This is a genomic window from Paenarthrobacter sp. 4246, from assembly GCF_040546855.1.
In the GTDB taxonomy this organism is placed as follows: Bacteria; Actinomycetota; Actinomycetes; order Actinomycetales; family Micrococcaceae; genus Arthrobacter.
Genome location: NZ_JBEPOP010000007.1, coordinates 94,712 through 119,918, shown reverse-complemented (window position 1 = coordinate 119,918; position 25,207 = coordinate 94,712). Strand labels below are relative to the sequence as shown.

The following is a 25,207-nucleotide window of genomic DNA, read 5'->3' as shown; positions in this document are numbered from 1 at the left end:
CTTACTTGGTGAGCTCAGTTGTGGCGGGTTCCTTGAACAGTCCGGTAAGTGCTCCGCTGAGCAGGTCCGGTGTGATGGTCAGGTTCCCGATGTTCGGCAGGCTTCCGGCAGCGTCCTTCAGCGCCAGGGCCAGCAGGGTGGCCTGCTCCATGCCACGGTAGACCTCCATGGTGGCGGCCTCGCGGGCTGCGGCTGCTTCACCAACAAGACGAATCTGGTTTGCCTCAGCCGCTGCGCCAATACCCTGTCGTTCAGCAGAACCTTGCGCTTCAATCAAACCAGCGGCGGCCTTCTCTTCTGCGGCGCGGCGGGCGTTCGCGCCTTCTTGGGCCACCAGGTTCTCACGCCGTACGGCGAGTTCGATCTGGCTGGCCATCTCGTTCTCGGAGATAGTACGTTCACGTTCGACGGCGACTGCCCGCCTCTCGTACACAGCGCGGTCCGCTTCGGCTTGAAGTTGCTCACGGACCGGAGTCTGCAGGGCGCGCTCGACGTCGGCCTCGGGCCGGACTGCCAGTACCTGGACGCCGAGGATTTCGATGCCCGTGGACTGCAGCCTGGCATCTGCCCGCAGAGCCTCCGTGAGGACCAAACGGAGTTGGCTGACTCCGCGTTCGAGTGCCTCGGCGAGGGTGGTGGTGGCGATCTGGTCGATCGCGTGACTCTGGCATAGCTGGCCGATGATCGTGGAGACCTGCTCGCGTCCGGTGGCCGGCGCCTTGCCCGCGGTTTGCAGTCCGAAGTCGAGCCGGGTGGAGACGGCCACGGGATCGATGAAGCGGTAGGTCACGTTGGCCTGAACGCTGACGTCCTGGTGGTCGCGGGTGATGGCGTGGAAGAGGGTGGGCAGTTCCTGGTCGTCCACGGGAACCTCGCTCAACACGGAGTTCGCAGGGCGGAAGAAGAAAGCCTGGCCCACGCCCTGGTGTTTGACGGCGCCCTTTTGCAGGTGGACGACGTAACCGGTGGGGCTGCCGAGGAAGTGGCTGAGCCAGGGGTAGCGCTTGATGGTGGCCATGATGTTCTCGCTTTCACTTATTTTCGTCAACTTGACGATAACTACACACTAGGGCGCATTCACCTTTATTGTCAACATGACGATAACTTCCTATGCTTGATACATGCCTGCATCCCATTTCGCGCCCGAGCGCTTCCCGGTGTCGGTCGACGTCGTCGCCCTTACTGTGCGCAACGGTGAGCTGAACGTCCTGCTCATTACCCGACTCATCGAGCCCTTCAAAGGAAAGCTGGCCCTCCCGGGTGGCTTCGTTCTGGCGGGCGAGGACCTGCTCGAAGCGGCGGGCCGGGAACTGGCGGAGGAGACCGGCGTCGAGCATCTTCCCGGGCACCTGGAGCAACTGGGGAGCTATGGTCCCAAGGGGCGCGACCCCCGCGGCGACGTCCTGACCGTCGCGCACCTGCTGCTCGCGCCCGACTTTCCGGTGTTGTCGGCGGGCAGCGACGCTGAACAGGCGGCCTGGTATCCGGTGCGGGAGGTCCTTGACGGGAGGCTCGAGCTGGCCTTCGACCATGCGCGCATCCTCGACGACGCTTTGGAGCGGGCCAAGTCGAAGCTCGAATACTCGCCGCTGGGTGCTGCCTTCTGTGGCGACGAATTCACTATTGCCCAGCTTCGCGCCGTTTACGAGGCCGTGTGGGGAACCCGCCTGGACCCGCGGAACTTCCACCGAAAAGCTACCGGAACGCCCGGCTTTCTCGAGGACACCGGGCGAATGACAGCGGGCGACGCCGGTCGGCCGGCTGCGCTGTTCAGACTTGCCCCCGAAGCGCGCCCGACGGCGGGCCAACCCACCCGCGCGGTACTGAACCCGCCGCTGATGCGGCCGAGGGACTAAAGCGGCTGGCGCTGATCTGGGGCAGTTATCGCTCCAATGGCGGTTAGGGCTGCGGTTCCAGCCATCGTCGCAACAGCCGCGCGTCACTTCCGCAGGAGCGAAGGCTTCTCACTTATCCCTTGTCTGAGACTCCTTCGTGGTTCGCCGCAATCTGATAACGGCTAGCCCGATGACGCTGCCTGCTGCGGCCAGGAAGAACAACAGCGCCAGTAGTGGACCTGAAATCCCGGGAAAAAGCGGGTTCCGGCCGGTAAGGAAGATGGAAGCGATTAGGCCTACCATCGACACGCAAAACGCCAGCCCCAGGACTTTCTGCCTGCGACTCTGGCGAGTCATCGGCGATCTATTTGAAGTATCCATGAATATATTCTATCGTGTTGATCAAACCTAAATTGACAGGTTTGTAAACAATATGGGGAGAATTGTATGAAAGCTAGAAAGATTGCTGGAATCCTGTCCGCGGGGCTTCTCGTTGCCGGTGGTATAGCCGGGGCCTCGCTAGTGGCGCCGGAAGAGGCGAGGGTCTCTGTCTACGGTCACTGCGTCCCACAAACGTAAAGATCGTCACTGAATCGCCCAATGGCAATCGCTACGTATGCGTGCCTCCAGGTGACAGCTGGTTGGGATTCGTGAACCAGGGCGACAGGATCACTGGCGCCTACTACGTAGGTCTCTGCTAAAGGACAGATCACATGAGCAAGTTCAACGGTTTCAAGCGCATTGTCGCCGCAATAACGACTGGGGCAGCGCTGATACTCACCGGGCTGGTAGTCACCGCCGCGCCGGCATCTGCAGCCGTGTGTGGATTTCAGGGTGTTGTCACTTCGAATATCGGCGGCAACGTAGCGCCGTGGGAACAAGCGATCTATAACTACTGCGGTCCAGGTAACGTCAAGATCAGAGTTCAGTACTACTATGCCGAACGCGACCTGTGCGTGACCCCTGTAGAGACACTCCACTATGCGAACCCGAAATTGGGTGGGCTCAACTTTGCGTATTAAATTGGCGGTTGTTGACCAATAAAAACTAGCCGATTCTCTGTAGAACGATTATTTAGCGTGCACTTTGAACAGTAGATATTTTTGGCCTACTTCTAAATGAAGACTGATGGGCTTAATTGTCCCAAGGCTACTCGCCGCTCGTGGGTTTGCTATAGCGCTAGGGCATGAGTGTCCCACCTGTCCGCTATGCCGGTGGGGCACTCTCGCAGACCTCTTACTCATCGATTAGGCCTCGGCGGATCAATCACACGAAGTGCCGAGCCCTAACGTTTCATTGGCTCACGCTTTCAGGTACCCAAGCGGCTGTGTCATCCCAGTCAGGAGCGAGCTCGTTCAGCCCGTTGATGCGTTGCGGAAGCCATAGGCTCTGTGACGGACAGGAGTTTCTTGTGCCGACGAGGGGACGTGAGGTGGCAAGGCCGAGTTAGGGACTGATGGCGTATTCCGTGAAGTGGCCACAGGGTTTAAACCCGAGACGGCGGTACACGGGTTCTCCGTCCTCGGAGGCCTGCAATACTGCAGTTCTGTATCCGGCCTCGCGCGCGGTGTCGAGTGCGGCCACGGTGATTGCGCCGCCGTAGCCTCGTCGGCGGTCGGAGGAAAGCGTGGCAATGTTGTAAATCCCGGCGACGCTCGAATGCAAGAACACTTCGGCCGAACAGACGGGGCGACCGTTTATGTATCCGACCAGGTAGCGAGCGGGACAATCGGTGGCGAGGGCAGACTCTGCGGCCTCGGCAAAGAATTGCTGGACTGTGGCTGCTGGCGGGCTCCAGTTTGCAGCGAGGATCGTGGCGTAATCGGCGAGCTGTTCCGGGGTGGTCACCTGACGGATTGTCAGGTCATCTACTCGCGTCTCAGGGAGATCGCCGTGCAGCTCCTTCCACATGCCGGCCTCTGTCTCTGACGCCTCGAGGCCGGCGTTCTCGAGGTATTCGGCAAGATTGCCAGGAGTAGAGGCCGGGCCTACCCACCAGGAGAACGGGCGGCCGGTGGATGCCAGGGTTCGGACCGTCTCCGCGGTGCGGGTTTGCGCTGTGTCCTGAGCGAATTGGGCTGCGGCGACGATGTTGAAGGTGTCGTCGGCCAGGCCGCTATCGGCGATCAGGAGATCGGCTGTTTTCGCAACGGAGGCACCGAGGCGGTTACGGTGCAAGTGACTGGCATGCTCAGCTAGATTCTGTTCCATCGCGTGCTGCAAATCGGATTCAGAGCCAAGCGGAAAATTCGCGGCCTCCATGATGATCCATTCAAACATGCTTCCTCGAGGGTGTCGGGCGCTGATCCCACTCAACGTCTCCGAAGCCTGCTGGTGGGCCGGGCCTAAAAGCCAGCGAAGTGTGACACGGTAGTCTGCCGATCAGACCCTCAGCTGGCTCGTCGAACGCTCGTAAGCCGATCCCTAACCGGACGCGTGTCTGCAATTGCTCCAGGCCTAACGGAGCCCCTGCTGAAGCGTCATTCACCAATTTCGATCCCGCTTATCCGCGTGCCGGGAGCGAGATTCATCGTAGCGAGACGGAGCTCGCCCATCAGTGACCAGTAGACTTCCATGTCGCTGACCTCAAGGTTTTGGACGTAGTCTTCGCCGCCTAGAAAAAGAGGTACTTTGTAACCGACACACTGATCGAAAGCCAAGTCTGCAGGGTTCTCAGACTTCCATTCATTGAAGAAGCTCACGCAGAGGCTCGGTTCCGGATCCCGTACCAACTCGTCGTCGTGATAGGTCGAGAACTTCCTTGGGATCTCCAGCGCCTCACCCGTTCCCGGTTCCAGGAGAATGATCTCGGGATCAACGTCACCACGTCGCAGGTCAAGGACAAACTGACGGCCCAACCAATCGAATCCGAAAGGAATTAGTGGAAAGCCGAACTCCGGGTAGGCCTCGGCCACCATTGTCGACGCCTTGCGAAATGATTCCGTTGAATGCACCCGGTACAGGCCGCCATTGAAGGTGCAGCCGCCATATCGGCCGAACAAGTAGGCGACGTTGTTCCCCACGCTCTCGGGAGATCCGGGGATTCCATCCGTGACGTCGAACCTCTTACCGAAGATCTCAAGCATGGCAATATCATGCCTCACAAATTCAGTGAACGGTCCAGCGCCGGGCCCATTAGAACAACGTCCGTAAGGCGATCCCCTCACCGGACACCTGTTTCCTCATTCGGCTAAGTAATACAGTCCTTTGGTCCCAGCGGAACGGTCTTTGATCCCTCGCGCACTAGCTGAAAGCACCTGGCGTCGTCGGCGAGATCGATTCCGAACTCAAGCACTCGCTCGGAGGACGACTGGCTGAGATAGAGCGGCCTTGTCACTTTCGACCGGCTCAACCGCAGCATTCCTGAACCTAAATCCCATGTCCCTGTTGAGGTGTAGGAACCGGAAGGTCCAGATTTCCAGTCTCCGTCACCCAAGGGATCCAGATAGCTAGGAGCGTTTCGAGCGTGAAGGTTTTGTCCTGCATCAGGGTGAGGCGAGTCTCGCCATTGACCCATGTCCCACCGATCTCGGCTGCTGTAGGCACAGGGAGCGGCTGCTCAGGACTGCAGGCCGTGAGCGAAGCCACGACCACCAACCCTGCGGTCACGTGTCTGAATAAACTCATATCCATCCTTCAGCAGGTCATAACTGGATCATAAGGGCACCGAGTCAAATACTTTCCCCGAGCTGCGCAGCTCTGAGCGCTTCAACCTGATCGGCGCCCATCCACCGGACGCCCAGCGTCCCTTTCTACTACGCTCCGCTCCACCCTAGCCCTGCCCACGGGCCGGCACCCCAAACCGAAGAGCGTCTCTCACGGCGTCGGGCGTTGAATTTAGCGGTGCTCTTCGACCAGGCCCTCTACCGTGTATGTTCACAGCAAACCCATTGAGCCGATGGCTGGAAACCACCGCCGTTATCTGTCCCTCAGTTTGCTGGCATGGGCCAGTACGGCCGCGGCTGTGGTCTCGGGGTCCGGCGTGGAAATCAGCCACGTGCGCTTGGGCGTCTCCAGGACGATGGCCGGTCCGCCGACCAACAGACCCCAGGTTCGTGACCCCAAGTAGCGGACGCCGAAACCTTCGGTCATGGAACTGGGTGGTGAGGGGGAGGCCTCAACGATGTCCTCCAGCGGGATCGTCTTGGAGTAGAACGGCCGGCATCTGACCGTCAGGATCTGCTCCGTGGCTTCAACGGTCACCCTGATGCGAAGTACTGAGACTGTCAGAAGGGCAATGACCGCCACCAGCCCTCCGCTGATCAGCAGTACACCGCTGGGAATGGCCGTTGCAATGATGAAGAAGCAGAGCAGGCCCACCACACTTGCGATGACCTTCTGGGAGCCGCGACTGATCCGGGCCTCTGAAATCAGCGTTGATGTCCCGTTCACAGTTCACGCACCAGTGCCCGCGCGCGGGATAGAAAGTGCTCGCGCACTTCAGGATCCGGGGCAACGATGTCGAAGACGCCCGCGAGCATCACCGCAGCGTCAAGAGTGTAGATGGGCCAGGAAGGGCTTCCGACGTCGATGCTCCCGCCACCTTTGGAGTAGCCGTCAAGGAAGGCCGCATATCGCTGGAGCTGCGTTGGAGTGTTGCCTGCAGAGTTGCTGAGGGAGGCAGGCTTGGGAGCGAATGGCGGATCCGAAGACGCGTGTATCGTTCCTCCAGCCGGTCTACGAGCCGGGCATCCCAAGGCTTTCCTGCTTGGGCAACCAAAGGAAGGCCGGGAACTGACAGACGGTGCATAGAGGCGATAACTGATCCAAGTGCCGTGCAATCCAGATCGGAACCGTCGTCGTCTACGACTTCCAGAATTAGTACGGGGAAGCCGTCTTGCATCACAAGATCAATGGCGGCGGCGCTGGGGATGCCGTTGTCCGAAGCCCAGCTCGCCAACATCATTTCCTGCCGTTGGAGCGTCTCGGCCGAGACACCCCTGTTGTTCACCGTGTTGAACTCAAACGATCGAGGGACTCGGTAGCCCTCACGAACTAAGCCACCGGCGGCTTGATAGAAGAGGAATTCGGTTCCGGCTCCTGCCAGCGTCACCGAACCAGCACCCCGGCGAGCGGCGACCGCGATGGCGACGTCCGCCGTCGTGCGTTCAGCGGACTGACTCAAGGGCGGCCCTGGCCCGCTTCGGAGGCGTTATCGGGTGACTGAGTCACAGGGATTCCCCGCCGCGTCCGAATCCACCGGTCAAGAAAAACGGCGAGGGCGGCCACAACACCACCCAATGCCAAGGATGGCAGTGGCCCCAGCGTCGACAAAAAAACAAGGTAGGTCCCGAATCCGAACACGAAGGTCAGCAGGCTGCGTCTGGTTTTGGCACTCAAGAATTTCCCCCCAAGAACGCCCTAATTGGCATGGGGCGAGCCTACCTGTCGTGGCACAGGGAGCACGTCAAGCCTGGTTCAGGAGCAGGGGACGGCCGGTTCCTTGCTTGCGGCAGCGATCACCCGGTTCAGCTGTGCAAACACCTGCTCCGGACTCCCTCCAGCATCCACCACCACAAAGTCGTCAAACTCGGGCAGCGAACGGTAGGCGGCGCGGAAAGCCTCAAGGTCAGCCAGTGTTTCGTTGTCAGTCCCGCGTGCCGTGACCCGTTGATGGGCGAGGCGGGGGTCGACGTCGAAATGGACTGAGAGGTCCGGCGCTGGGAGCTTTCCCAGCAGCCATGGAAGCAGCCGGCCGCGGCCTAAACCATTGGCCTGGCGCAGTGCGAGCTGGCAGTGCAGGTGACGGTCCATCACCACCAGGCCGTCGTACTTGTGGGCGCGGGCATGGTTGAGAAGCACGTTGAACAACCTGACGCCGGTTTCAATGACGTCAGCCAGGCGCGGTGGCAAATGCCAGCCAAACCGCTCGGACAACAGCGACAACCGCCGCCGGGCAGCGTGGTTGCTGAGCAGCAGCGCATTCCGCCCCTCAGCACGGGCCGATTCAACCAAGGCGCGGGCCGCCGTCGTTTTTCCCGAACCGTCAATTCCAGTCAGAACAATGAGCATGAGGCCTCCCCTCGTTTCCTTTCCAACGAAGGGAGGCGCCCTCTTGTGCCGGGATGCGGCGTGAGTCAGCCCACAGGCCGCCACGTGAACCGGGGCTGCTCGCGGTTCAGGAACGCCTTGATGCCGATCTCCATGTCCGGACTGTCCGGCATGGCCGACCACGCCTCCGCCCACTCCTGGTCAATGACCGCAAGACCGGAACCAGAGGCATCCGTCAGGTCCATCAGCCGCTTCATCGAATACATGGAGAACTGCGACCGGCTCCGAAGCGTACTCACCAGCGCTGCGCACTTCTCCTCAAAAGATTCGGAAGGCACGACGTCGGCCACCAGGCCGAGCGCGCGGGCTTCAGTGGCGCTGAACGTCTCTCCGGTGAGGAGGATGTACTTTGCCTTGGCATGACCCACCTGCCGGATAAGCCGTTCGATACCGGGTCTCGGGTAGATGATGCCGATCTTGGCCGGGGTCAGCCCGATGACGGCCCGTTCGTTGGCGATGATGAAATCGCAGGCGGACGCAATCTGCCAGCCGCCGCCCATGCAGGCACCGTCTACCAGCGCCACCGTGGGCTTGGAAACTGCAGCGATGGCAGCATCGGCGGCGCTGAGATGGTCCACGGTGGAGCCGTCAGCTTGGCGATCGATCAGGACGGACGCGAGTTCGCTGATGGCGGCCCCGGCGCAGAACGTGTTCCCGGCGCCGCGCAGCACTATCACTGCAACGTCCGGATCGGCGTCCAGCTGCGGCATCAATTCCTGGATCTCCAGGCACATGGCCCGGGTCAGGGCATTCCGCTGGGCAAGGTTGCAGATTTCCACGGTTGCCACGCCGTCAGAGATGGACACCGAAATGCGGCCTGCGCGGGAGGCCTCGGGACGGGCAGTCTCTGCCGGGGATACCAGTGTCATCGCTGTGCTCCCATCGTTTCCGGAACCAGGGCGGAAGCCGGCACGCAGACGAGGCGACCCTCGCGCTCAAGCCGGGTGACGTCGTCGTGCGTCATTCCACGTTCCATAAGTATTTGGGCGGTGTGCTCGCCGAGCAGCGGCGGGGGAGCCAGGATTTCGCTGGCCTCGCCGTCCAGGCTGAGCGGGCCGCGGAGCAGGGGGAGTGCGGACCCATCACGTCGCCTGCTGTGCTGGACGAGTCCCAGGGCGGTGACCTGGTCGGAGGCCAGTGCCTGGATGTAGTTGTAGATGGGGCCGCATGGGATCCCGGCCGCGCTGATCAGCGGAACCCATTCGGCTGCCGGCTTCGCGGACAGGGCAGTTTCAATGAGCTCCGTCAACTGATCCCTGTTGGCCGAGCGGTCCGCGCCGGTGACGAAACGGGGATCCTCCACGGCGGTGGGCATCCCGAGCAGTCCACAGAACGCGCGCCATTGTTTGTCGCTGCCCACGGCGATATTGATGGATTCCGTGGCCGTGGCGAACATTCCGTAGGGGGCGATGACCGGGTGGTTGTTGCCCTGCGGCGTGGGTGCTTCACCGAGACTGAGCGCTTTCTGCCCTTGGAATGCGGACAGGTTCAAGGCCGTCTCCAGCAGGGAGGTGGACACGCGGCCGGGGCGCTCGCCATTTCGGGATCCCAGGAGCGCTGACACTATCCCGAAGGCGCAGACCATCCCGGAGGTGATGTCGACGATCGGTATGCCGACGCGGAAGGCTTCGCCGGGGCCGGAACCGGGACCCGGACCCGTGACGGACATCAGGCCGGACATTCCTTGGATCACTTGGTCCAGTCCGGCGTCGTCCTTGAGCGGGCCGGTGTTGCCGAAGCCGGTGACGGATCCAACCACGAGCCCCGGGTTCAGCTCCTCAAGCCGGTCTGCTGTGAAGCCCATTTTCTCCAGCGTGCCGGGCTTGAAGTTTTCCACCAGAACATCAGCGTCGGCAATCATGCCGGCCAGGATTTCGCGTCCCTCGGCCGAGTAAAAGTCCAGGCACACGGAGGCTTTGTTGCGGTTGACGGAGTCGAAGTAGAGGCTGTGGCCGTCCTGGAATGGCGGCCATTGGCGGGCTGTGTCACCACCATTGACGCTTTCGACTTTGATGATCCGGGCGCCCATGTCGGCAAGAAGTGCGGTGCAATAGGGCCCGGCAAGGGCCCGGCTGAGGTCGATCACGGTGATTCCGCGGAGTGGTTTGAGCATGATTGCTGTCCTAACTTTGAGACGGTTTTAGAGGCTGGATGGCAGCACCAGGGCGCCCACCAGCAAGAGCGGCCCGGCCACCACCATGGACAAGCCCCAACGGGTGAGGAACCTGGTGATACGGGGTCGCTCATCGGCATCGACGGTGGCCACGAACGTGGCGCCGACGGTGGAGAACGGGGAGACATCGACAATCGACGAGCACACGCCCAAAGCGGCGATGACCGCCCATCCGGCGACGTCCCCGGAGGCCACCAACGGGAGTGCCAGCGGAACCAGTGCGGCGAGCATCCCGGTGGTGGAGGCGAAAGCGGAAATGAGGGCGCCGATAGCGCAGATCACCAGCGCTGCCAGCAATGGAGTCCCGACGGCGCCGGCTGCTTCGCCGAGCAATGCGACGGCTCCCATGGTCTGAAGCACTCCGACGAACGTGATGATCCCGCCTACCAGCAGGACAGTGGACCAGTCGATTTTGGCTACGGCCGATTTCCCGGATTGCGGGTCACAGAGCGTGAGGACCGAGGCGAACGCGAAGCACAGCACACCGATGTCAGGGTTGGCGCCGAGGACGGACATGAGGATGACGGTGACAACCAGTCCGGCCATGCAGAGCACGGTGATGATTTGGTTGCGGTCCAGTCTCGAAGGCTGCGGCGCGGGGACCGGTTCGTCCAGGACCTGGACGGCCTGGTCGGCCGCTAGCTTACCCCGCGCAATGTTGCCTTCGCGCTCAAAAGGGTGCGACGGCGTCGGGCGGCTTGCGCTGAAGCGCGGCACGTTGGTGCCGAAACCGTCAGCTGTGCGGGTGTTAAGCAGCTTGAACCCGCCGAAGAGCACATAGGCGGCCCCCAGCAGCAGGATGTTGGTGCCCAGGGCCACGCTGAAAAGGACCAGGGGATCCAGATCGATTCCCGCTGCCCTGGCGGTGCCGTAGGTGACGATGCCGAACAGGCTGGTGGGTGCGAATCCGCCCGCGCTGAGCCCCGATCCGATGGCCAACCCCATGAGCATGCGGTCGATGCCGTACCGCTTGGCCAGGGGCATTCCGATGGGTGCCATGACCAGTCCGGCAAGGGGTGAGCCCATGGCAGAGATGCCGATGGTGAGGGCAAAGAAGGCCAAGGGAAGGAAGAAGGCGCGGTCACCCACTTTGGTGATGGCCATTTCGATGATGCGGTCGATGGTCCCGTTGGCTTGCGCGATCGCAAAGAAGTAGGTCACACCGACAAGCAAGACAAGGATCCCGATGGGGAAACCTGCCACCACCTTCTCGATGGTCATCCCTGCCATCCAGACGCCCACGCCGGCGGCCGCTGCGAACATGAGCACTCCAATGTGCACTTTGCGCAGGGTGGCCAGGACGAAGACGCCCACAAAGATGGCGAGGGCGAGTATCTGTAATTCCATAAGCCCGTTCTCCAATCAAACTACATCGGTTCACTGGATGAACCATCGGTTCATTTCGGGAAGTCGCCTGTAATGTAGGGCACTGGAGTTAGTCGGTCAAGCGGGAGGGTTGCATGAGCACGCAAAGCGTCGTCACGGCCATCAGGGTGCTGGAGGCAGTCTCGGACAACCAGCCCGCAGGCTTGTCCGAGCTCAGCCGCGAGGTGGACGTGCCCAAGGCCACCGTGCTCCGCATACTCAGGACGCTGGCCGAACTGGGCTGGGTGGCGCAGTCCGAGGTCCAGGCCAGCAAGTGGGTTTTGACCAACCATGCCTTCGCTGTGGCAAGCCGTGGCAGCAGCGGATCAGTGATCCGTGACGCCGCAATGGGCCCCTTGAACGCGCTGCAGCTGGACACGACGGAAACGGTTCACTTGGCGGTCCCGGATCGCGGATACATGCTCATCATCGAGCGGCTCGACACCCCGCACGTCCTGAGGGCCTTCCTGCCGCTGGGTTCGCGCCTGCCAATGCATGCCTCCTCCACGGGAATGGCTTACTTATCCGCTGCCGACGAGGCCTTCGTTGACGAGTACCTGGCTGGCCCACTGGAGGCGCTGACGCCGCAAACCGTGGTGGATCCAGAGCAGCTTCGCGCGATGATTGAGGACACGCGTGCCCGCGGGTACTCCATCAACGAGCAAGGCCTCAGTACCGGCATTACGTCAATCGGCGTGCCGCTGCTGGGGCCCGGTGGTGTTGCGGCCGGATCCATCTCCATTTCGGGGCCCTCCAGCAGGATAATTCCCGCCAAATACCAAGAATACGGTGAGGCAGCCACCGGCACCGCTCGTGAGATCAGCCGGGCTCTGGGAGCGTTCTCCGCCAAGGGCTACTAAGTTTCCTGTCAAAATACTTCGCTGCAACACAAAGCGCGCCTATCATGATGCTGTGGACGTGCTTCCTTGGAGTATTGGTTCTGTTTGAACCCGATTCCGAGGGGTACTAAAGCGATATGGAGAACTATTTCTTCGATCGGTGCCCGTTGGCATGGGTGGCGCCCCCTTACCGGGGTACCAGCGGACGCCTTCCTGAATAGACAAAATTTATTGAAGGGATGCGTAGCTCAATGAACACACTTTTAATAATCGCCGGCGTAATCGCGATCATCCTGCTCCTTGTGGGCGGATTTAACCAAGCCCTCAGCTTCCTGCTGTGGGTTGGAATTATCCTCTTGGTACTGGCCCTCCTGGGCTGGGTTCTTGGCCGTGGTCGGTCGCGCGTATGACAACTGATCCAAACGAAGTTGCCGGTTTTGCCCAGGTTCGCGATGGAACCACCACCCCAGGGAATCCCATTCCCAGGGATCCGGGGACGCCTGAAACCACCGGGCAGGTACCTGTAGGTGATGCCTCGTTGGAAAGTCCGGACGACGCCGTCGACGCTGGCCCCAGCGAGTCAGCCAACCCGCCTGGACCGGCAGAAGAGAAGAACGAAGGAACCGCGGACAATCGTGGTCTGACCACCGAAACCAATCCTACGGATTGATCGGAGCAGCGCGGCCGAGGGCGGGAGGTTTCCTGTCCGCGGCCGCGTTCTTGGTGAACGCACATTGGGTGTTTGCCACTAATTCCCGAAAGTCGTCAATTTAGCGATTGGCAGAAGAAATGCGCATCGGTTCAATCATCGGGCTGATCGTTGTAGTTTGGCTCGTCATCGGCGCAATTGCGGCCGGCCAGCGGGGTTATTTCAGCGCCCCGCCTGCGCAGTGCTCGCAGTTTGCAACCATAGCCCTGAATATCGTCGCGGGCCCCCTGAATTACACGGGCCTGGACCCGCAGGGTGGATGTGAGGTTCCTCAGCCGTCCTGACATGACGCAAGGCCGCACGATACAACGTTTGGCAAGTAATTGCTAAGATTACTGACTATTTTGGCCTCGGCATGGACATACCACTAAGTACCCTTATAGGTTCGAAGCGTTCCATCAACACGTTCCACCGCTCAGGGAAAGGACAGGTCACATGGACAAGCAGAATGCCACACCGGAAGAGGAAGTGGGAGGCTACGGCACTCCTACGGCAGAACAGGAAGCCGGCGGAGGCCAGGCACAGCCCCGCGTGGAAGAGGACATCGAAGAGGCCGGCCTCGGAGAAGGTACCGGCGCGCCGAACCTCAGCCATCTGGATCCGGAGGATTCGGACAGTGCAGGGGAGCCCGGCGCCGGCCGATTCGGAGGAACCGAAGAGCAGGCCCACGCCGAGCAGTCCACCTTGCCGGACAGCGATAGTGACGACCTTCCGGATGGAAGCGGCAACGACCTCCCGGAGGAAGAGTCGCCCAACGACGACGACGAAGAAAGTTTCGACGCCGGCTGAGACCCTTGGCTGGCGCGCTTTGACTGGCGCGCCACTGGTTAAGCAGCCAGCTGGCTGGCGCGCCGCCCCGCATTAACGCAGGAGCGCCCGAGACATGATCGAAGGAGCAACCCTATGGCTACAGTCAATAAATCAATCGATGTAGATGTCCCTGTATCTGTCGCCTATAACCAATGGACGCAGTTCGAGACCTTCCCCGAGTTCATGAATGGTGTGGAGTCGGTGCAACAGATCGATGACACTGCACTCCATTTCGCTACGAACGTGGGCGGCGTTAAACGTGAGTACAACGCCCAGATCATTGAGCAGGTCCCGGACGCGCTTGTTAGTTGGGCAAGCGTCGATGGACCCCGGAATGCGGGCACGGTCAGCTTCGAACCACTCGCAGACGCCCGCACCCGTGTGACCGTGGCGATCGATTGGGAGCCTGAAAGCCTCGCCGAAAAGGCGGGATCGGCGCTGCACGTCGATGAACTCCGCGTGGGTGCCGACTTGGACAAGTTCAAGAAGTTCATTGAGGCGCAGGGGCATGAAACCGGAGCCTGGCGCGGCACGGTATCCGGCGGCGATGTTGATGACACGGGGCAGACGCCCGGAGCCCTTCCCTAGCGCCAAGCCTGGGACTGGCTCACACTGGATACAGCACCAATAGACAGCCCCAACGAGGGCCGGCCACCGTTACGGGCCGGCCCTCCGGCGTACGCAAGATCAACTGCAGAGGGAGTCCTGACAGCTATGGCAACGTCCAGCACCGTGGAGGCCGAGCGGAAGTTCGATGCCGACGCGTCCACTCCGCTGCCCGAGCTGCACACTATCGATGGGGTGGGGGCAGTGGGTAAACCGGCAAGTTACAGCCTGGAAGCCATCTACTTCGATACCCGCCACCTTGCCCTGGCTGCCCGCGGAATAACCTTGCGGCGCCGCACCGGTGGACCCGACGCCGGCTGGCACCTCAAACTGCCCCTTAGCCCCGGGAAACGGACAGAGATTCACGCGCCGCTGGGCACCGCAGAAACAGTCCCGGTGGAACTCATGGACCGCGTGCTCGCTTACACGCGGGGCCATGCCGTGGCCGCCGTGGCCACACTCACCACAGAACGCACCAGCTACGCGCTGTACGGACATGGCGGCGAACGCTTGGCCGACTTCGTTGACGACTACGTGCGGGCCCAGGTATCCCTTGGCGAGCCCCGCGAGTCGGAGTGGCGCGAGTGGGAAGTCGAGTTGGCCGCGCAGGACGGCACCGACGATGCCCTCCTGGAAAGCCTGGCTGCACAGCTCTCAGGCGCAGGAGCGAAGCCCAGCGACCGAACATCCAAGCTGGCTACTGCCCTGGGTGATTCATGGCCGGATCTCAAAGCAAACGGCCACAACAAGTCCTACGACAAGGGCGCAGCAATTGTCCCGGTACTCACCTATCTCCAGGACCAAGGGGCCGATCTCCTGCTGCAGGATGCCCATGTTCGGTTGGGTCGGGACGACTCAGTCCATCAAATGCGGTCAGTGATCCGCCGTGTCCGATCGGTATTGCACTCATATCGCAAGCTCTTTGAGCCTGCCCCGGTGAAGGAACTTGAGAGCGAGCTGAAATCGTTGGCCAAGACCTTGGGCCGGTACCGTGACACGGAGGTCCTGCACGCACGCTTGAGGAAGCACCTTGATGAGCTGCCGTCGAACCTCGTCCTCGGCCCGCTGCACGACGAGCTGGACCAGCGCATGGCTGTCAGGGCGGACACCGCAATGGGAGCTGTCAAGAACCGGCTGAACAGCCCCCGGTACTTCCGGCTGTTGGACGCACTTGAGGCCTTCATCGACGCCCCACCGGTAACGCCGCAAGGGGAGGAGACAGCCCGGAACACCACGGCGAAGCTCGTCAACAAAGCCGCCAAGCACCTCCGCAAACGCCATGACGCAGCGGTGGCTGCCGCCGTCGGGCCCCCACGTGACGTAGCGTTTCACGAAGTCAGGAAGGCCGCCAAGAAGCTGCGGTTTGCCGCCGCGGCCGTTGAAAGTGTCCACGGCAAACGGGCCGTGAAGTTGGGGGATGCAGCCCACAAAATCCAATCAATCCTCGGTGACCACCAGGACAGCGTGGTGGCCCGCGAGGAGCTGCTCAAACTGGGCTCAGCACCGGGCGTCAGCAACGCTGCGTTTACCTACGGCGTCCTGCACGCCATGGAACGCAGTGCCGCCGACGCCACGGAAGAGGAATACCTCCGCCAGAGCAAGAAGGCGCTGAAGCTCCGGCTCCAGAAGTAGGAGTTTGTGTACAGCTAACGCCCTTAAGAGTGCTCCTTTAGGTCATCTGCTGTACACAAACTCCCCAGGGTTACTTCTTGAGGAATGTCAGCAACGCGTCGTTGATTTCGGCGCCGTGCGTCCAGAGCAGGCCGTGCGGGGCGCCCTCGATTTCCAGGTAGTCAGCGCTGGGCAGAGCGTCCTTGAAACGCCGCCCGGTGACGTCGATGGGCAGGATGTTGTCAGCCGTGCCGTGGACGATCAAGGCCGGGACATCGATCTTAGGGATGTCGGCCCGGAAATCCGTGAGCCATGTGGGCTGCGCGGCCACCGAGGCGAAGGCTCCGGACTTGCTGGCCAGATTCCAGCTGGCGTCCACGGCTTCCTGGCTCAGGCGTTCCGTGCCCAGGAAGGTATCGCTGTTGTAGAAGTTCTTGAAGAAGTCGGTGAAGAACGCGTAGCGGTCTGCTGTGACCGCGGCGGCAAGGCCGTCGAACACGTCCTGCGGCACGCCGTCGGGGTTGTCATCGGTCTTCAAGAGGAAGGGTTCCAGCGAGCCGAGGAAGACTGCCTTGGCAACACGGGCCGAGCCATAGGTGCTGATGTAGCGCGCCACCTCGCCGGTGCCCATGGAGAAGCCCACCAGGACGGCGTCGTTCAGATCCAAGGTGTCCAGGACGGTCTTGAGGTCTGCGGCAAAGGTGTCGTAGTCATAGCCCACAGTGGGCTGGCTGGATTTCCCGAAACCGCGGCGATCGTAGGTAATGACGCGATAACCGGCGTCGAGCAAGGCAGCGGTCTGCTTCTCCCAGGATGAACCATCCAACGGGTAGCCGTGGATCAGGACCACTGCCTGACCGGTCCCATGGTCCTCGTAGTAGAGCTCGATCTCAGTGCTGTTTTCGTTTCCGACGGTGATGTAAGCCAAAACTCAAGTCCCTTCGATGCGGTTCAACACGAACCTTTCCAGCCTACTGTTCTGTTGGGACGCCGGCGCGGGCCCTGTCGTGGTGTTGACGGGACGTCGCTACGGCGTCCATGTTGTCCTCCGCCCACTCCTTCATGTCGAAGATGATCGGTAGGAGCGACCGGCCGCGTGCAGTGAGCTCATAGTCGGTTCGGACCGGAACCGACGCTGTGACCTCCCGGTCAATCAGACCGTCACGCTCCAGCGAACGGAGCGTGGACGTGAGCATTTTCTGGCTTGCCCCCGGGATCAGTCGGCGCAGCTCACTGTGGCGCTGCGGCCCTTCTTCCAAGGCGAGCAGGACAAGTGTCACCCATTTGCTGCTGATCGCCTCCAGCAATTGGCGTGCCGGGCAGAGTTCCAAGGAAGCGTTGTAGTGGTGTTGCGCTTTCCGACGGTTCTGTTCGGCCGTGAGTGTCATGACCTCATCATTGCAGGTACGTGGAGGTGCCCTGGGCACAATAAAGTGCGTTCTTACGCTGTGTGAAGTGCCCGGGCGAGGATCGATGAGGGGTCAAAGAGTCCCCTGCCTGAAAGGAACACAATGCCCTCCATCCTCCACATCAACGCCTCACCCCGCTACGCCACCAGCGATTCGCTGCGGTTGGCCCGCCATTTTATTGACTCGGTTCAGGCTGCGGCGTCTGAGACGTTCGAACTGGAAACCCTGAACCTGTTCGACGACGGCGCGCTGCCGGCTTTCGGCCGGACAGCTGCGGCCGCCAAGATGGCTGTCTTCACCGGCCAGGACCAGACTCCGGATCAGGTTGCAGCTTGGGAGTCCGCCCGCGCCGTATTTGAGCAGTTCGCCTCGGCCGATGCGTACGTGTTCAATATTCCGTTGTGGAACTCCGGAGTGCCCTACGCCTTGAAGCAATGGATCGACATCGTCACCCAACCCGGGTGGAGCTTCGGGTTCGACGCCGAAACGGGCTACAGCGGGCTCATGGAAGGCAAGCACGCGCTGGCCATCCACACCAGCGGGGTTTATTCTCCCGGGGTTTCGCCGGCTTTCGGCTCCGATTTTGGCAGCACCTACTTTGCCGATTGGTTGAGCTTTGTGGGCATCGAGGATGCCACGCACGTTCGCTTCGCACCCACCGTGCTCAACGCAGACGTAGAGGGAACACGCCGTGTTGCTGAATCGGAGCTGAGCGACGCCGCGCTTCTGTTCGCGGGGAAACTCGGTGCTGAGGCAAAGCTGCAGTTCGCCAGCGACTAGGAAACAACAACGACCGCGTCGGGCAGGTTACTTGCCGGAGTTCGCGGCAGCTGAAGCGGCGGCCGCTGCCGCAGCGGCCGCTTCAGCCGCAGCTGCCGCTTCGGAGGCCGCAGTGTTGGCGGAGTCCACAGCACCATCAGCTGCAGCAATGGCGTCGTTCATGATCTGCTGATCCACTTCGGTCGTATCGACAACCAGTTTGACAGTCTTGGCGTCCGTCTCGGAGCCTGCCGAGGGCTCCGTCGATACGGCTGCTACTTGCTGGCCCGGCTCGAGTGTGGTCCAAGGAGTTCCATCAGGTCCCACGATCGAGACGCTCAGCCCGGCCCCTGCCAAGGCAGCTTTGGCATCGGCGAATGGTTTCCCTGCGATGTCCGGAACCGCGGTGAGCTTGGTTGCAGGGCTGGACGTTGCGGTTTCAGAAGGTTTGGCTTGCGGAGCCTCCGACGATCCGCCGGAGCATCCTGCCAGTGCTGCGCCGATCACCAGTGCCAGCGCCAGTGCTGCGGTCTTCTTCATACGCCATACCCCCAAAATAGTCCGTTGGCCGGCTCGTAGTTTGCCGACCTCACCGTGGTGTAATTCCAGCGGCAACTTTACCGGCAATCCTCTAGTTGCCCGCAGCAACCAGACGTAAACTGGCCTTCGGTTCACATCGCCTGGCTCGGAGATCCCATGCTGTGGAAGATACTTGTCCGCTTCCTGCGGCCGCATCAGCGGTTGCTGATCGCAGTCGTCGTCTTCCAACTGGCTCAGTCCATCGCATCCCTGTACCTTCCGACGTTGAACGCCGACATCATCGACAACGGGGTCGCCACCGGGGACACCGACTATATCCTGCGCCTGGGCGGGCTGATGCTGTTGATCACCCTGCTGCAGATCGCGTGTGCCGTGGTTGCGGTCTACTTCGGCGCGAAGGCTGCCATGGGGATGGGCCATGACCTCCGCGACGCCGTTTTCAGCAGGGTGGGGGAGTTCTCTGAGCAGGAGGTCACCAGGTTCGGGGCGCCGTCGCTGATCACGCGGTCCACCAACGACGTCCAACAGGTGCAGCAACTGGTGCTCATGTCCTGCACGCTCATGGTCGCCGCTCCCATGCTCAGCATCGGCGGTGTGATCATGGCTGTGCGGCAGGACGCCCAGCTGTCCTGGTTGATCGCGGTGTGCGTGCCGGTGCTGTTGCTGGCTGTTGGGTTGATTGTGACCCGCATGGTGCCGTTGTTCCGCAAGATGCAGGTCCGGATCGACGCCGTGAACCGTGTCCTCCGCGAGCAGCTCACCGGTATTCGTGTGGTGCGGGCGTTCGTCCGCGAGGACCTGGAGGGTGCCAGATTCGGTAAAGCGAACGACGACGTCACTGACGTTGCGCTCCGGGCTGGACGTTTGATGGCACTGATGTTCCCTGTGGTCATGTTGGTCATGAATGTTTCGTCCGTGGCGGTGATCTGGTTCGGCTCGTTCCGGATCGAGGACGGCTCCATGCAGGTGGGCACCTTGATCGCGTTCCTGAGCTACCTGATGCAGATCCTCATGTCGGTCATGATGGCCACGTTCATGGCTGTGATGATCCCGCGTGCGTCCGTTTCCGCCGACCGGATCGGCGAGGTGCTGGAAACAGACTCAAGCGTCCAGCCGCCGTCGAATCCTGTTTCACTCACCGGGAGGCGCGGCGGGGAACTGGAAATGCGCGACGTCGGCTTCGCCTACCCGGGGGCCGAGCAGCCGGTACTGAGCGGGGTGACCTTCACTGCGCGTGCGGGGGAGACCACCGCGATCATCGGCAGTACCGGTGCTGGGAAGACCACATTGGTGAACCTGATGCCGCGACTGTTCGACGCCACGTCCGGGTCCGTGCGGATGGACGGTGTGGACGTCCGCGAACTGCACCCGGACCTGCTGTGGGGGCACATCGGATTGGTGCCGCAGAGGCCTTATCTGTTCTCCGGGACGGTCCGCAGCAACCTCCAGTACGGCAAGCCCGACGCCACCGACGACGAACTGTGGCAGGCGCTCTCCGTGGCCCAGGCCCGGGACTTCGTGGAGGACATGGAAGGCGGCCTGGATGCTGCCATCTCGCAGGGAGGCACCAACGTCTCCGGCGGGCAGCGGCAACGGCTCGCGATCGCCCGTGCGCTGGTGAAACAGCCGGAGCTCTACATCTTTGACGATTCCTTCTCCTCCCTGGACACTGCCACCGACGCCAGGCTCCGGCAGGCCCTCAAGCACCACACCAACGGCGCAACGCTGGTGATCGTCGCCCAGCGGGTCTCCAGCATCGCCGACGCGGACCAGATCCTGGTGCTCGACGACGGCAGGATCGTTGGGCGCGGAACGCACGAAGAATTGTTGGAAACGTCCGAAACATACAGGGAAATCGTGTCCTCCCAGCTCGCGGCGGAGGAGGCGGCATGAGCGCTGTATCAGCCGGGCCGCGCGGTCCCCAACGGCCAGCGATGGGTCCCGGCCGTGGGGGCCCGTTTGCCGGGATGAACATTCCTGCCGAGAAGGCGTCCAACTTCTCTGGCTCGGCCCGGCGTTTGCTGGGGACGCTGCGGCCTGAACGTTTTTGGCTGATTCTGGTGCTGGTGTTTGCCGTGGTCAGCGTTGCGCTGTCTGTGATCGGGCCGAGGCTGCTGGGCGAAGGCACCAACCTGATCTTCGCCGGCGTCGTCTCCCAACAGCTCCCCGCTGGCGTATCCAAAGCCGATGTCATCGCAGATTTGCGCGCCTCAGGTGATGACAGCAAGGCCGACATGTTGGGCGCCATGACCTTCACTCCCGGCGTCGGAATCGACTTCGGTGCCTTGGCCTCAGTGCTGCTGTGGGCGCTGGCGCTGTATGTCCTGGCCTCAGCGTTCGGGTGGATGCAAGCCTATGTGCTCAACGGGGTTGTGCAGCGGACCGTGTACCGCCTCCGCGAGCGGATCGAAGCGAAAATCCACCGGCTGCCCCTGCGCTATTTCGACTCCATCCAGCGCGGTGAGCTGCTGAGCCGGGTGACCAATGATGTGGACAACATTTCCCAAAGCCTCCAGCAATCCATCAGCCAGGTGGTGTCCTCCCTGCTGACGGTCCTGGGTGTGTTGGTGATGATGTTCCTGCTCTCGCCGCTGCTTGCACTGATTGCCTTGGTGACCATTCCGCTAACTCTCGGCACAACGCTGCTGATTGCCAAGCGGTCCCAAAAACTGTTCGTGGCGCAGTGGAAGAACACCGGCGAGCTCAATGGCCAGATTGAGGAAAGCTACACGGGACATGCTCTGGTGAAGGTCTTCGGTCGGCAGAACGAGGTGCAGGAGAAGTTCCGGGCCAAGAACAGCGAGCTGTACCAAGCGAGTTTCGGGGCGCAATTTGTGAGCGGGCTGATCATGCCGGCCATGACGTTCATCGGAAACCTGGTCTATGTGGGGATTGCTGTGGTGGGCGGCCTGCAGGTGGCCTCCGGTTCCATGCAATTGGGCGACGTCCAGGCCTTCATTCAGTACTCGCGGCAGTTCACCATGCCGTTGGCGCAGCTCGGATCCATGGCGAACATGCTGCAATCCGGTGTTGCCTCCGCGGAGCGCGTTTTCGACCTGCTGGATGAAGAGGAAGAATCAGCCGAACCTGATCCTGTTCCGCGGTCCGGTCCGTCGCGCGGACGCCTGGTGTTCGAGAAAGTGTCCTTCCGCTACACGCCCGACAAGCCGCTGATCGCGGACCTCAGTTTGGTGGCTGAGCCGGGGCAGAGCATCGCGATTGTAGGGCCTACGGGCGCGGGCAAGACCACCTTGGTGAACTTGATGATGCGCTTCTACGAGTTGGACTCAGGACGGATAACGCTCGACGGCGTGGATGTCGCCTCGATCCCGCGGCACGAGTTGCGCTCGCGGATGGGCATGGTCCTCCAGGACACGTGGCTTTTTGGCGGGACCATTCGCGACAACATTGCCTACGGACGGCCTGCTGCTTCTGAAGCGGAGATACAGGAGGCGGCCCAAGCCACCTACGTGGACCGTTTTGTGCGGTCCCTGCCCGAGGGCTACGACACCTTGCTGGACGACGAAGGCAGCAACGTTTCGGCTGGTGAGAAACAACTGCTGACCATTGCCCGGGCCTTCCTGTCGCGGCCGTCTGTACTGATCTTGGACGAGGCGACGAGCTCCGTGGATACCCGGACCGAGGTGTTGGTGCAGAAGGCCATGAATGCGCTGCGCTCGGACCGGACCAGCTTTGTGATCGCCCACCGGCTTTCCACCATTCGCGACGCCGACCTCATCCTGGTGATGGAGGCCGGGCAAATCGTGGAGCAAGGAATCCACTCGGAGCTGCTGGCCGCGGGAGGGGCGTACTCGCGGCTGTACGAGGCGCAATTCGCGGCTCCGGCTGCTGAGGAGCCCTAGATGCGGCGGCTTGGTTGTTCGCCAACAGGGCCATTGGAGGAAACAACGCTCCTACCCGCGCCGGCGCGCCACAACGTAGGAAGGTTCGCGGAGCCGCCTCGTCCAGCCGTATGTTCCTGCTGTTGGAAGCGGATTGAGGACCGGATCAAATCGTTCAGCGGTATCTTCGCCCAAGCTGTCGGCAAGTGTGAGCGTCAATGTTCCGAACCTGGTCCACGGGCCGAGCGGGCTGGCGTGATGGAGTTCCAGCGTCCAGGTTTCGTTACCAAGGAGCGAACGGAAAGCGTCAGGTTCCATGGGTAGCTTGGCTGGCCCGTCGATGGTTCGTGCTGCTATTAGAACGGGGCCTGTCTCTGATCTGTAAGGCATCATGCTTGAGAAAACCGCAGCTGCGGCGTCCCGTCGAAGCCGGAGGATGAACCGGCCGATTCCTGTGGGGCCGGTGGTCGCGAGGAGCATGTCCGCCAGTGTGTCCTGCTCTGTGAAGCGCACTGCCAGCCCGATGATGTCAGGGAATCCGTCGGGTAGACCAATTGATCGTGAGAGTCGGGCCTCCACCTCGCTGGTCCCGGCAGTGTCCAACCATGGAATGCCGGAAAGCTGGCGCGCACCGGGGTCCCTCTCCAAGGTTCCGACCAAGCGGATGCCCTGTGGATGGATCGGCCGGTGCGGTCGCGCTGCCTTGATAGCCCGGAACACCGCAGCAAACGCGAACCCTGCAATGGCTTGGACCTTGCTGCTCAATGTATCCACTTGATCACCCTATGCGGGTGCTTCGTCGAATGACAGGCTCCTGACTTTCATGGGCACGCCAAGCTACGGCAGTCGCGAGGGCCGCAGAGCCCTTGCCTCGCCTGCCTTGCTGGGGTCCAACGGCACCGGGCTGACCAAGACAGCCGGCCCTCGACGCAGCAAGCCACCGGCAATGACCTGGCATCGGACACCGCCGCGTCCTCGCATCGCCTTATGGGCCCCTGGGGCAAGCATTTCGTCCATCCAGGCGCAGGGGTGGGCCGGGCGGCCTGCCTTCAACCGCACCACATCTCCACCGGACTCAAGCGTGAACTCGTGTCCAAGCAGGGGAGCCAGTTCGACTCCGCGGAGAACCACGTTTCGCCGGGTCAGCAGGGGATTGAAAGGCCCGGCTCCCAACTCAGCGGCAATGGATTCGAGGGCTTCCACTGCGAACAGCGTCACCGCAGCGTCCATGTGCGCGGCCTTGCCAAAGAACCTGTCGCCAACAATGCCTTTGCCAGTCACCAGTTCCGCTTGGTCGGCATCTGTGGTGGGGACATCGGCGGCGCCCTCCCGGGCACGGCCAAAGTAGGCGTGGGCCGGCGACACCAAAAGGTGCAGCAGTTCGACGTCGTACCTGTACTCGGTGGTCATCCCTCAACGCTAGACCCCGGACGCAAGCATTGCCCCTGGCTCGCGGCCGGGATTGGTGCCCTCAGTGCTGCCTACCCCGCGATGTCGCTCGGCACCAAGGTCTTCGTTTCACGCCACACCGTCACCCGTGATCAGCATGGCGAGCAGAGTGTGGAGCTCCAGTGGATGCGCCAGGCTGATGCCGGGGCGTTCCTCGACGTGCTGGTCGCCACCATCGTTGTTGCCCTGGTCCTGGCGGTTGGCCGGTTTCAGATCGAAGCATTCCCGGTCCTGGTCGGGCTTGTGGCGCTCAGCGCCTTGGATGCCGGTCATTTCCATCGAGCGGGAAAAGTTTGACCCCTCGCTGCCCTTGGCGTTCCTCATTGCCCGGACATTCGACTGTGCCATCGAGGACATTTTTACCGCGGATTGACGCGCTGTGGCCCACGCCGCAGCGCTCTGGGCGCCGCGCGGATACTGTGGCACGGTGAACATTGCTGAGGCTGCCGACGGCACGGAACTCGCCTGGGCGTCGGAAGGCGAGGGCGAGCCAATGCTGCTGATCGCCGGACAGGCAACATCCATGGATGGCTGGGGCCCGACGGCGGAGCTTCTGTCCCGCTATTACCGCGTCATCCGCTTTGATCACCGGGGGATTGGGCGGAGTGGGAAGGGCGAAGCGGACCGCTACACCACGCGGCTCTTTGCGGAAGATGCTGCTGCGGTCCTCAAAGCCGCCGGAGCGGATTTAGCACATGTGTACGGCCACTCGATGGGTGGGCGCGTTGGCCAGTGGCTGGCCATCGATTACCCGCAGAAGGTCCGTACGCTGATCCTCGCGGCCACGAGCGGAGGCAGGTGGCCGGATGCCGGAACGCAGCCGGACAAGGCAGCCTTGGAAGCCTTGGTCAGCGGTGACATGTCGCGGCTGGAAGAGCTCTTCTTTGACGCTGACTGGGTCAGTGCAAACCCCGAAGCGACACACACGTTCTTCAACTCCAGCGCGTCGGCTTGGGCCAAAGCCCGGCACTTCAAAGCCAGCCGTGACCATGATGCCTGGAGTGAACTGGGCTCCATTCAAGCGCCCACGCTGATCCTCCAAGGTACCGAGGATGCGCTGACGCCCTTGCCCAACGCATTCCTCCTCCGCGAGCACATTCGCGCCTCGGTGCTGGTGCGCGTACCCGGAGCCGGCCACGGCCTTCATTTGGATCACCCGGAGACCCTTGACTGGATCCGGGAATTCATCACCAAGAAGTCTCGCTGACT

At 61.9% G+C, this 25,207-nt stretch carries 28 protein-coding genes; 13 read left to right on the top strand and 15 right to left on the bottom strand.

Translation table 11 applies throughout. The features are described 5' to 3' along the window. Position 1 precedes the first annotated feature (1 nt). The gene (locus ABIE35_RS14625) at positions 2–1,018 is read right to left on the bottom strand and encodes an SPFH domain-containing protein (protein ID WP_354515981.1); all 1,017 of its coding nucleotides are present in this window, start codon (positions 1,016–1,018) and stop codon (positions 2–4) included. A gap of 103 nt (positions 1,019–1,121) precedes the next feature. On the opposite strand from ABIE35_RS14625, the gene ABIE35_RS14620 reads away from it, so the two are divergent. After that, a complete protein-coding gene (locus tag ABIE35_RS14620; RefSeq protein ID WP_354515979.1) occupies positions 1,122–1,856 on the top strand; it encodes an NUDIX hydrolase in 735 nt (244 codons plus the stop codon). A gap of 692 nt (positions 1,857–2,548) precedes the next feature. Next, positions 2,549–2,857 (top strand): DUF6355 family natural product biosynthesis protein, encoded by a 309-nt coding sequence (locus ABIE35_RS14615; protein WP_354515977.1) that lies wholly within the window; start codon positions 2,549–2,551, stop codon positions 2,855–2,857. Positions 2,858–3,281: 424 nt separating this feature from the next. Here ABIE35_RS14615 and ABIE35_RS14610 read toward each other — a convergent pair whose 3' ends face one another. From ABIE35_RS14610 to ABIE35_RS14575, 8 genes are all read right to left on the bottom strand, one after another. Then, positions 3,282–4,115 carry a GNAT family N-acetyltransferase gene (locus ABIE35_RS14610; protein ID WP_354515975.1) on the bottom strand — a complete coding sequence of 278 codons (834 nt, stop codon included), beginning with the start codon at positions 4,113–4,115 and terminating at the stop codon, positions 3,282–3,284. A gap of 200 nt (positions 4,116–4,315) precedes the next feature. After that, on the bottom strand, positions 4,316–4,921 hold the full coding sequence (locus ABIE35_RS14605; protein WP_354515973.1) for a T6SS immunity protein Tdi1 domain-containing protein: 606 nt from the start codon (positions 4,919–4,921) through the stop codon (positions 4,316–4,318). An 832-nt stretch (positions 4,922–5,753) separates the two neighbouring features. Next, positions 5,754–6,227 (bottom strand): PH domain-containing protein, encoded by a 474-nt coding sequence (locus ABIE35_RS14600; RefSeq protein WP_354515971.1) that lies wholly within the window; start codon positions 6,225–6,227, stop codon positions 5,754–5,756. An 88-nt stretch (positions 6,228–6,315) separates the two neighbouring features. After that, positions 6,316–6,960: a protein kinase family protein gene (locus tag ABIE35_RS14595; protein WP_354515969.1), complete on the bottom strand. Its 645-nt coding sequence runs from the start codon at positions 6,958–6,960 to the stop codon at positions 6,316–6,318. A 293-nt stretch (positions 6,961–7,253) separates the two neighbouring features. Beyond that, entirely contained in the window at positions 7,254–7,847 is a 594-nt protein-coding gene (locus ABIE35_RS14590; protein ID WP_354515967.1) for a dTMP kinase, read from the bottom strand. A gap of 65 nt (positions 7,848–7,912) precedes the next feature. Continuing rightward, a complete protein-coding gene (locus ABIE35_RS14585; protein ID WP_354515965.1) occupies positions 7,913–8,755 on the bottom strand; it encodes an enoyl-CoA hydratase/isomerase family protein in 843 nt (280 codons plus the stop codon). Beyond that, positions 8,752–9,999 (bottom strand): CaiB/BaiF CoA transferase family protein, encoded by a 1,248-nt coding sequence (locus tag ABIE35_RS14580; protein WP_354515963.1) that lies wholly within the window; start codon positions 9,997–9,999, stop codon positions 8,752–8,754. Before ABIE35_RS14580 ends, ABIE35_RS14585 begins: the two co-directional genes overlap by 4 nt. A gap of 27 nt (positions 10,000–10,026) precedes the next feature. Next, on the bottom strand, positions 10,027–11,406 hold the full coding sequence (locus ABIE35_RS14575) for an SLC13 family permease (RefSeq protein ID WP_354515962.1): 1,380 nt from the start codon (positions 11,404–11,406) through the stop codon (positions 10,027–10,029). Between the two features lie 113 nt (positions 11,407–11,519). On the opposite strand from ABIE35_RS14575, the gene ABIE35_RS14570 reads away from it, so the two are divergent. The 6 genes from ABIE35_RS14570 to ABIE35_RS14545 all read left to right on the top strand — a co-directional run bounded on the left by ABIE35_RS14570 (position 11,520) and on the right by ABIE35_RS14545 (position 16,020). Further along, the gene (locus ABIE35_RS14570; RefSeq protein WP_354515960.1) at positions 11,520–12,284 is read left to right on the top strand and encodes an IclR family transcriptional regulator; all 765 of its coding nucleotides are present in this window, start codon (positions 11,520–11,522) and stop codon (positions 12,282–12,284) included. A 230-nt stretch (positions 12,285–12,514) separates the two neighbouring features. Further along, on the top strand, positions 12,515–12,673 hold the full coding sequence (locus ABIE35_RS14565) for a hypothetical protein (RefSeq protein ID WP_198318272.1): 159 nt from the start codon (positions 12,515–12,517) through the stop codon (positions 12,671–12,673). Beyond that, complete coding sequence (locus tag ABIE35_RS14560; protein WP_354515958.1) at positions 12,670–12,933, top strand: hypothetical protein; 264 nt, start codon at positions 12,670–12,672, stop codon at positions 12,931–12,933. The genes ABIE35_RS14565 and ABIE35_RS14560 overlap by 4 nt, the downstream gene beginning before the upstream one ends. 474 nt (positions 12,934–13,407) lie before the next feature. After that, positions 13,408–13,761 carry a hypothetical protein gene (locus tag ABIE35_RS14555; protein WP_354515957.1) on the top strand — a complete coding sequence of 118 codons (354 nt, stop codon included), beginning with the start codon at positions 13,408–13,410 and terminating at the stop codon, positions 13,759–13,761. 114 nt (positions 13,762–13,875) lie between these two features. Beyond that, positions 13,876–14,370: an SRPBCC family protein gene (locus ABIE35_RS14550; protein WP_354515955.1), complete on the top strand. Its 495-nt coding sequence runs from the start codon at positions 13,876–13,878 to the stop codon at positions 14,368–14,370. A 126-nt stretch (positions 14,371–14,496) separates the two neighbouring features. After that, positions 14,497–16,020, top strand: a complete 1,524-nt coding sequence (locus ABIE35_RS14545; RefSeq protein ID WP_354515953.1) for a CYTH and CHAD domain-containing protein — start codon at positions 14,497–14,499, stop codon at positions 16,018–16,020. A gap of 70 nt (positions 16,021–16,090) precedes the next feature. Here ABIE35_RS14545 and ABIE35_RS14540 read toward each other — a convergent pair whose 3' ends face one another. Then, complete coding sequence (locus ABIE35_RS14540) at positions 16,091–16,927, bottom strand: alpha/beta fold hydrolase (protein WP_354515952.1); 837 nt, start codon at positions 16,925–16,927, stop codon at positions 16,091–16,093. A gap of 43 nt (positions 16,928–16,970) precedes the next feature. Beyond that, positions 16,971–17,387 (bottom strand): winged helix-turn-helix transcriptional regulator, encoded by a 417-nt coding sequence (locus ABIE35_RS14535; protein WP_354515950.1) that lies wholly within the window; start codon positions 17,385–17,387, stop codon positions 16,971–16,973. 123 nt (positions 17,388–17,510) lie between these two features. Between ABIE35_RS14535 and ABIE35_RS14530 the strand changes: the two genes are divergently transcribed. Continuing rightward, entirely contained in the window at positions 17,511–18,188 is a 678-nt protein-coding gene (locus tag ABIE35_RS14530; protein WP_354515948.1) for an FMN-dependent NADH-azoreductase, read from the top strand. Positions 18,189–18,215: 27 nt separating this feature from the next. On the opposite strand, the gene ABIE35_RS14525 is transcribed toward ABIE35_RS14530, so the two are convergent. Beyond that, complete coding sequence (locus ABIE35_RS14525; protein ID WP_354515947.1) at positions 18,216–18,707, bottom strand: PASTA domain-containing protein; 492 nt, start codon at positions 18,705–18,707, stop codon at positions 18,216–18,218. A 156-nt stretch (positions 18,708–18,863) separates the two neighbouring features. Here ABIE35_RS14525 and ABIE35_RS14520 point away from each other — a divergent pair, with 156 nt between their 5' ends. After that, complete coding sequence (locus tag ABIE35_RS14520) at positions 18,864–20,600, top strand: ABC transporter ATP-binding protein (protein ID WP_354515945.1); 1,737 nt, start codon at positions 18,864–18,866, stop codon at positions 20,598–20,600. After that, the gene (locus tag ABIE35_RS14515) at positions 20,597–22,570 is read left to right on the top strand and encodes an ABC transporter ATP-binding protein (protein WP_354515943.1); all 1,974 of its coding nucleotides are present in this window, start codon (positions 20,597–20,599) and stop codon (positions 22,568–22,570) included. The genes ABIE35_RS14520 and ABIE35_RS14515 overlap by 4 nt, the downstream gene beginning before the upstream one ends. Before the next feature lie 51 nt (positions 22,571–22,621). Here the strand turns inward: ABIE35_RS14515 and ABIE35_RS14510 are convergent, their stop codons facing one another. The 3 genes from ABIE35_RS14510 to ABIE35_RS14500 all read right to left on the bottom strand — a co-directional run bounded on the left by ABIE35_RS14510 (position 22,622) and on the right by ABIE35_RS14500 (position 24,271). Then, complete coding sequence (locus ABIE35_RS14510; RefSeq protein WP_354515942.1) at positions 22,622–23,323, bottom strand: hypothetical protein; 702 nt, start codon at positions 23,321–23,323, stop codon at positions 22,622–22,624. Positions 23,324–23,386: 63 nt separating this feature from the next. Beyond that, positions 23,387–23,959, bottom strand: coding sequence for an MOSC domain-containing protein (locus ABIE35_RS14505; RefSeq protein ID WP_354515940.1), 573 nt, complete (start codon positions 23,957–23,959; stop codon positions 23,387–23,389). Positions 23,960–24,067: 108 nt separating this feature from the next. Beyond that, positions 24,068–24,271 carry a hypothetical protein gene (locus tag ABIE35_RS14500; RefSeq protein WP_354515938.1) on the bottom strand — a complete coding sequence of 68 codons (204 nt, stop codon included), beginning with the start codon at positions 24,269–24,271 and terminating at the stop codon, positions 24,068–24,070. On the opposite strand from ABIE35_RS14500, the gene ABIE35_RS14495 reads away from it, so the two are divergent. Both ABIE35_RS14495 and ABIE35_RS14490 read left to right on the top strand, forming a co-directional pair. Next, positions 24,240–24,371: a helix-turn-helix transcriptional regulator gene (locus ABIE35_RS14495; RefSeq protein ID WP_502921387.1), complete on the top strand. Its 132-nt coding sequence runs from the start codon at positions 24,240–24,242 to the stop codon at positions 24,369–24,371. The two genes, ABIE35_RS14500 and ABIE35_RS14495, sit on opposite strands and share 32 nt — an antisense overlap. Positions 24,372–24,425: 54 nt before the next feature. Further along, positions 24,426–25,205: an alpha/beta fold hydrolase gene (locus tag ABIE35_RS14490; protein ID WP_354515936.1), complete on the top strand. Its 780-nt coding sequence runs from the start codon at positions 24,426–24,428 to the stop codon at positions 25,203–25,205. The last annotated feature ends 2 nt before the right edge of the window (positions 25,206–25,207 follow it).

Coding starts and splice junctions, on each gene's coding strand:
- ABIE35_RS14625 (WP_354515981.1), bottom strand. CDS start 1,018: ATGGCCACCATCAAGCGCTACCCCTGGCTCAGCCACTTCCTCGGCAGC.
- ABIE35_RS14620 (WP_354515979.1), top strand. CDS start 1,122: ATGCCTGCATCCCATTTCGCGCCCGAGCGCTTCCCGGTGTCGGTCGAC.
- ABIE35_RS14615 (WP_354515977.1), top strand. CDS start 2,549: ATGAGCAAGTTCAACGGTTTCAAGCGCATTGTCGCCGCAATAACGACT.
- ABIE35_RS14610 (WP_354515975.1), bottom strand. CDS start 4,115: ATGTTTGAATGGATCATCATGGAGGCCGCGAATTTTCCGCTTGGCTCT.
- ABIE35_RS14605 (WP_354515973.1), bottom strand. CDS start 4,921: ATGCTTGAGATCTTCGGTAAGAGGTTCGACGTCACGGATGGAATCCCC.
- ABIE35_RS14590 (WP_354515967.1), bottom strand. CDS start 7,847: ATGCTCATTGTTCTGACTGGAATTGACGGTTCGGGAAAAACGACGGCG.
- ABIE35_RS14585 (WP_354515965.1), bottom strand. CDS start 8,755: ATGACACTGGTATCCCCGGCAGAGACTGCCCGTCCCGAGGCCTCCCGC.
- ABIE35_RS14580 (WP_354515963.1), bottom strand. CDS start 9,999: ATGCTCAAACCACTCCGCGGAATCACCGTGATCGACCTCAGCCGGGCC.
- ABIE35_RS14575 (WP_354515962.1), bottom strand. CDS start 11,406: ATGGAATTACAGATACTCGCCCTCGCCATCTTTGTGGGCGTCTTCGTC.
- ABIE35_RS14570 (WP_354515960.1), top strand. CDS start 11,520: ATGAGCACGCAAAGCGTCGTCACGGCCATCAGGGTGCTGGAGGCAGTC.
- ABIE35_RS14565 (WP_198318272.1), top strand. CDS start 12,515: ATGAACACACTTTTAATAATCGCCGGCGTAATCGCGATCATCCTGCTC.
- ABIE35_RS14560 (WP_354515958.1), top strand. CDS start 12,670: ATGACAACTGATCCAAACGAAGTTGCCGGTTTTGCCCAGGTTCGCGAT.
- ABIE35_RS14555 (WP_354515957.1), top strand. CDS start 13,408: ATGGACAAGCAGAATGCCACACCGGAAGAGGAAGTGGGAGGCTACGGC.
- ABIE35_RS14550 (WP_354515955.1), top strand. CDS start 13,876: ATGGCTACAGTCAATAAATCAATCGATGTAGATGTCCCTGTATCTGTC.
- ABIE35_RS14545 (WP_354515953.1), top strand. CDS start 14,497: ATGGCAACGTCCAGCACCGTGGAGGCCGAGCGGAAGTTCGATGCCGAC.
- ABIE35_RS14535 (WP_354515950.1), bottom strand. CDS start 17,387: ATGACACTCACGGCCGAACAGAACCGTCGGAAAGCGCAACACCACTAC.
- ABIE35_RS14530 (WP_354515948.1), top strand. CDS start 17,511: ATGCCCTCCATCCTCCACATCAACGCCTCACCCCGCTACGCCACCAGC.
- ABIE35_RS14525 (WP_354515947.1), bottom strand. CDS start 18,707: ATGAAGAAGACCGCAGCACTGGCGCTGGCACTGGTGATCGGCGCAGCA.
- ABIE35_RS14520 (WP_354515945.1), top strand. CDS start 18,864: ATGCTGTGGAAGATACTTGTCCGCTTCCTGCGGCCGCATCAGCGGTTG.
- ABIE35_RS14515 (WP_354515943.1), top strand. CDS start 20,597: ATGAGCGCTGTATCAGCCGGGCCGCGCGGTCCCCAACGGCCAGCGATG.
- ABIE35_RS14505 (WP_354515940.1), bottom strand. CDS start 23,959: ATGACCACCGAGTACAGGTACGACGTCGAACTGCTGCACCTTTTGGTG.
- ABIE35_RS14500 (WP_354515938.1), bottom strand. CDS start 24,271: ATGACCGGCATCCAAGGCGCTGAGCGCCACAAGCCCGACCAGGACCGG.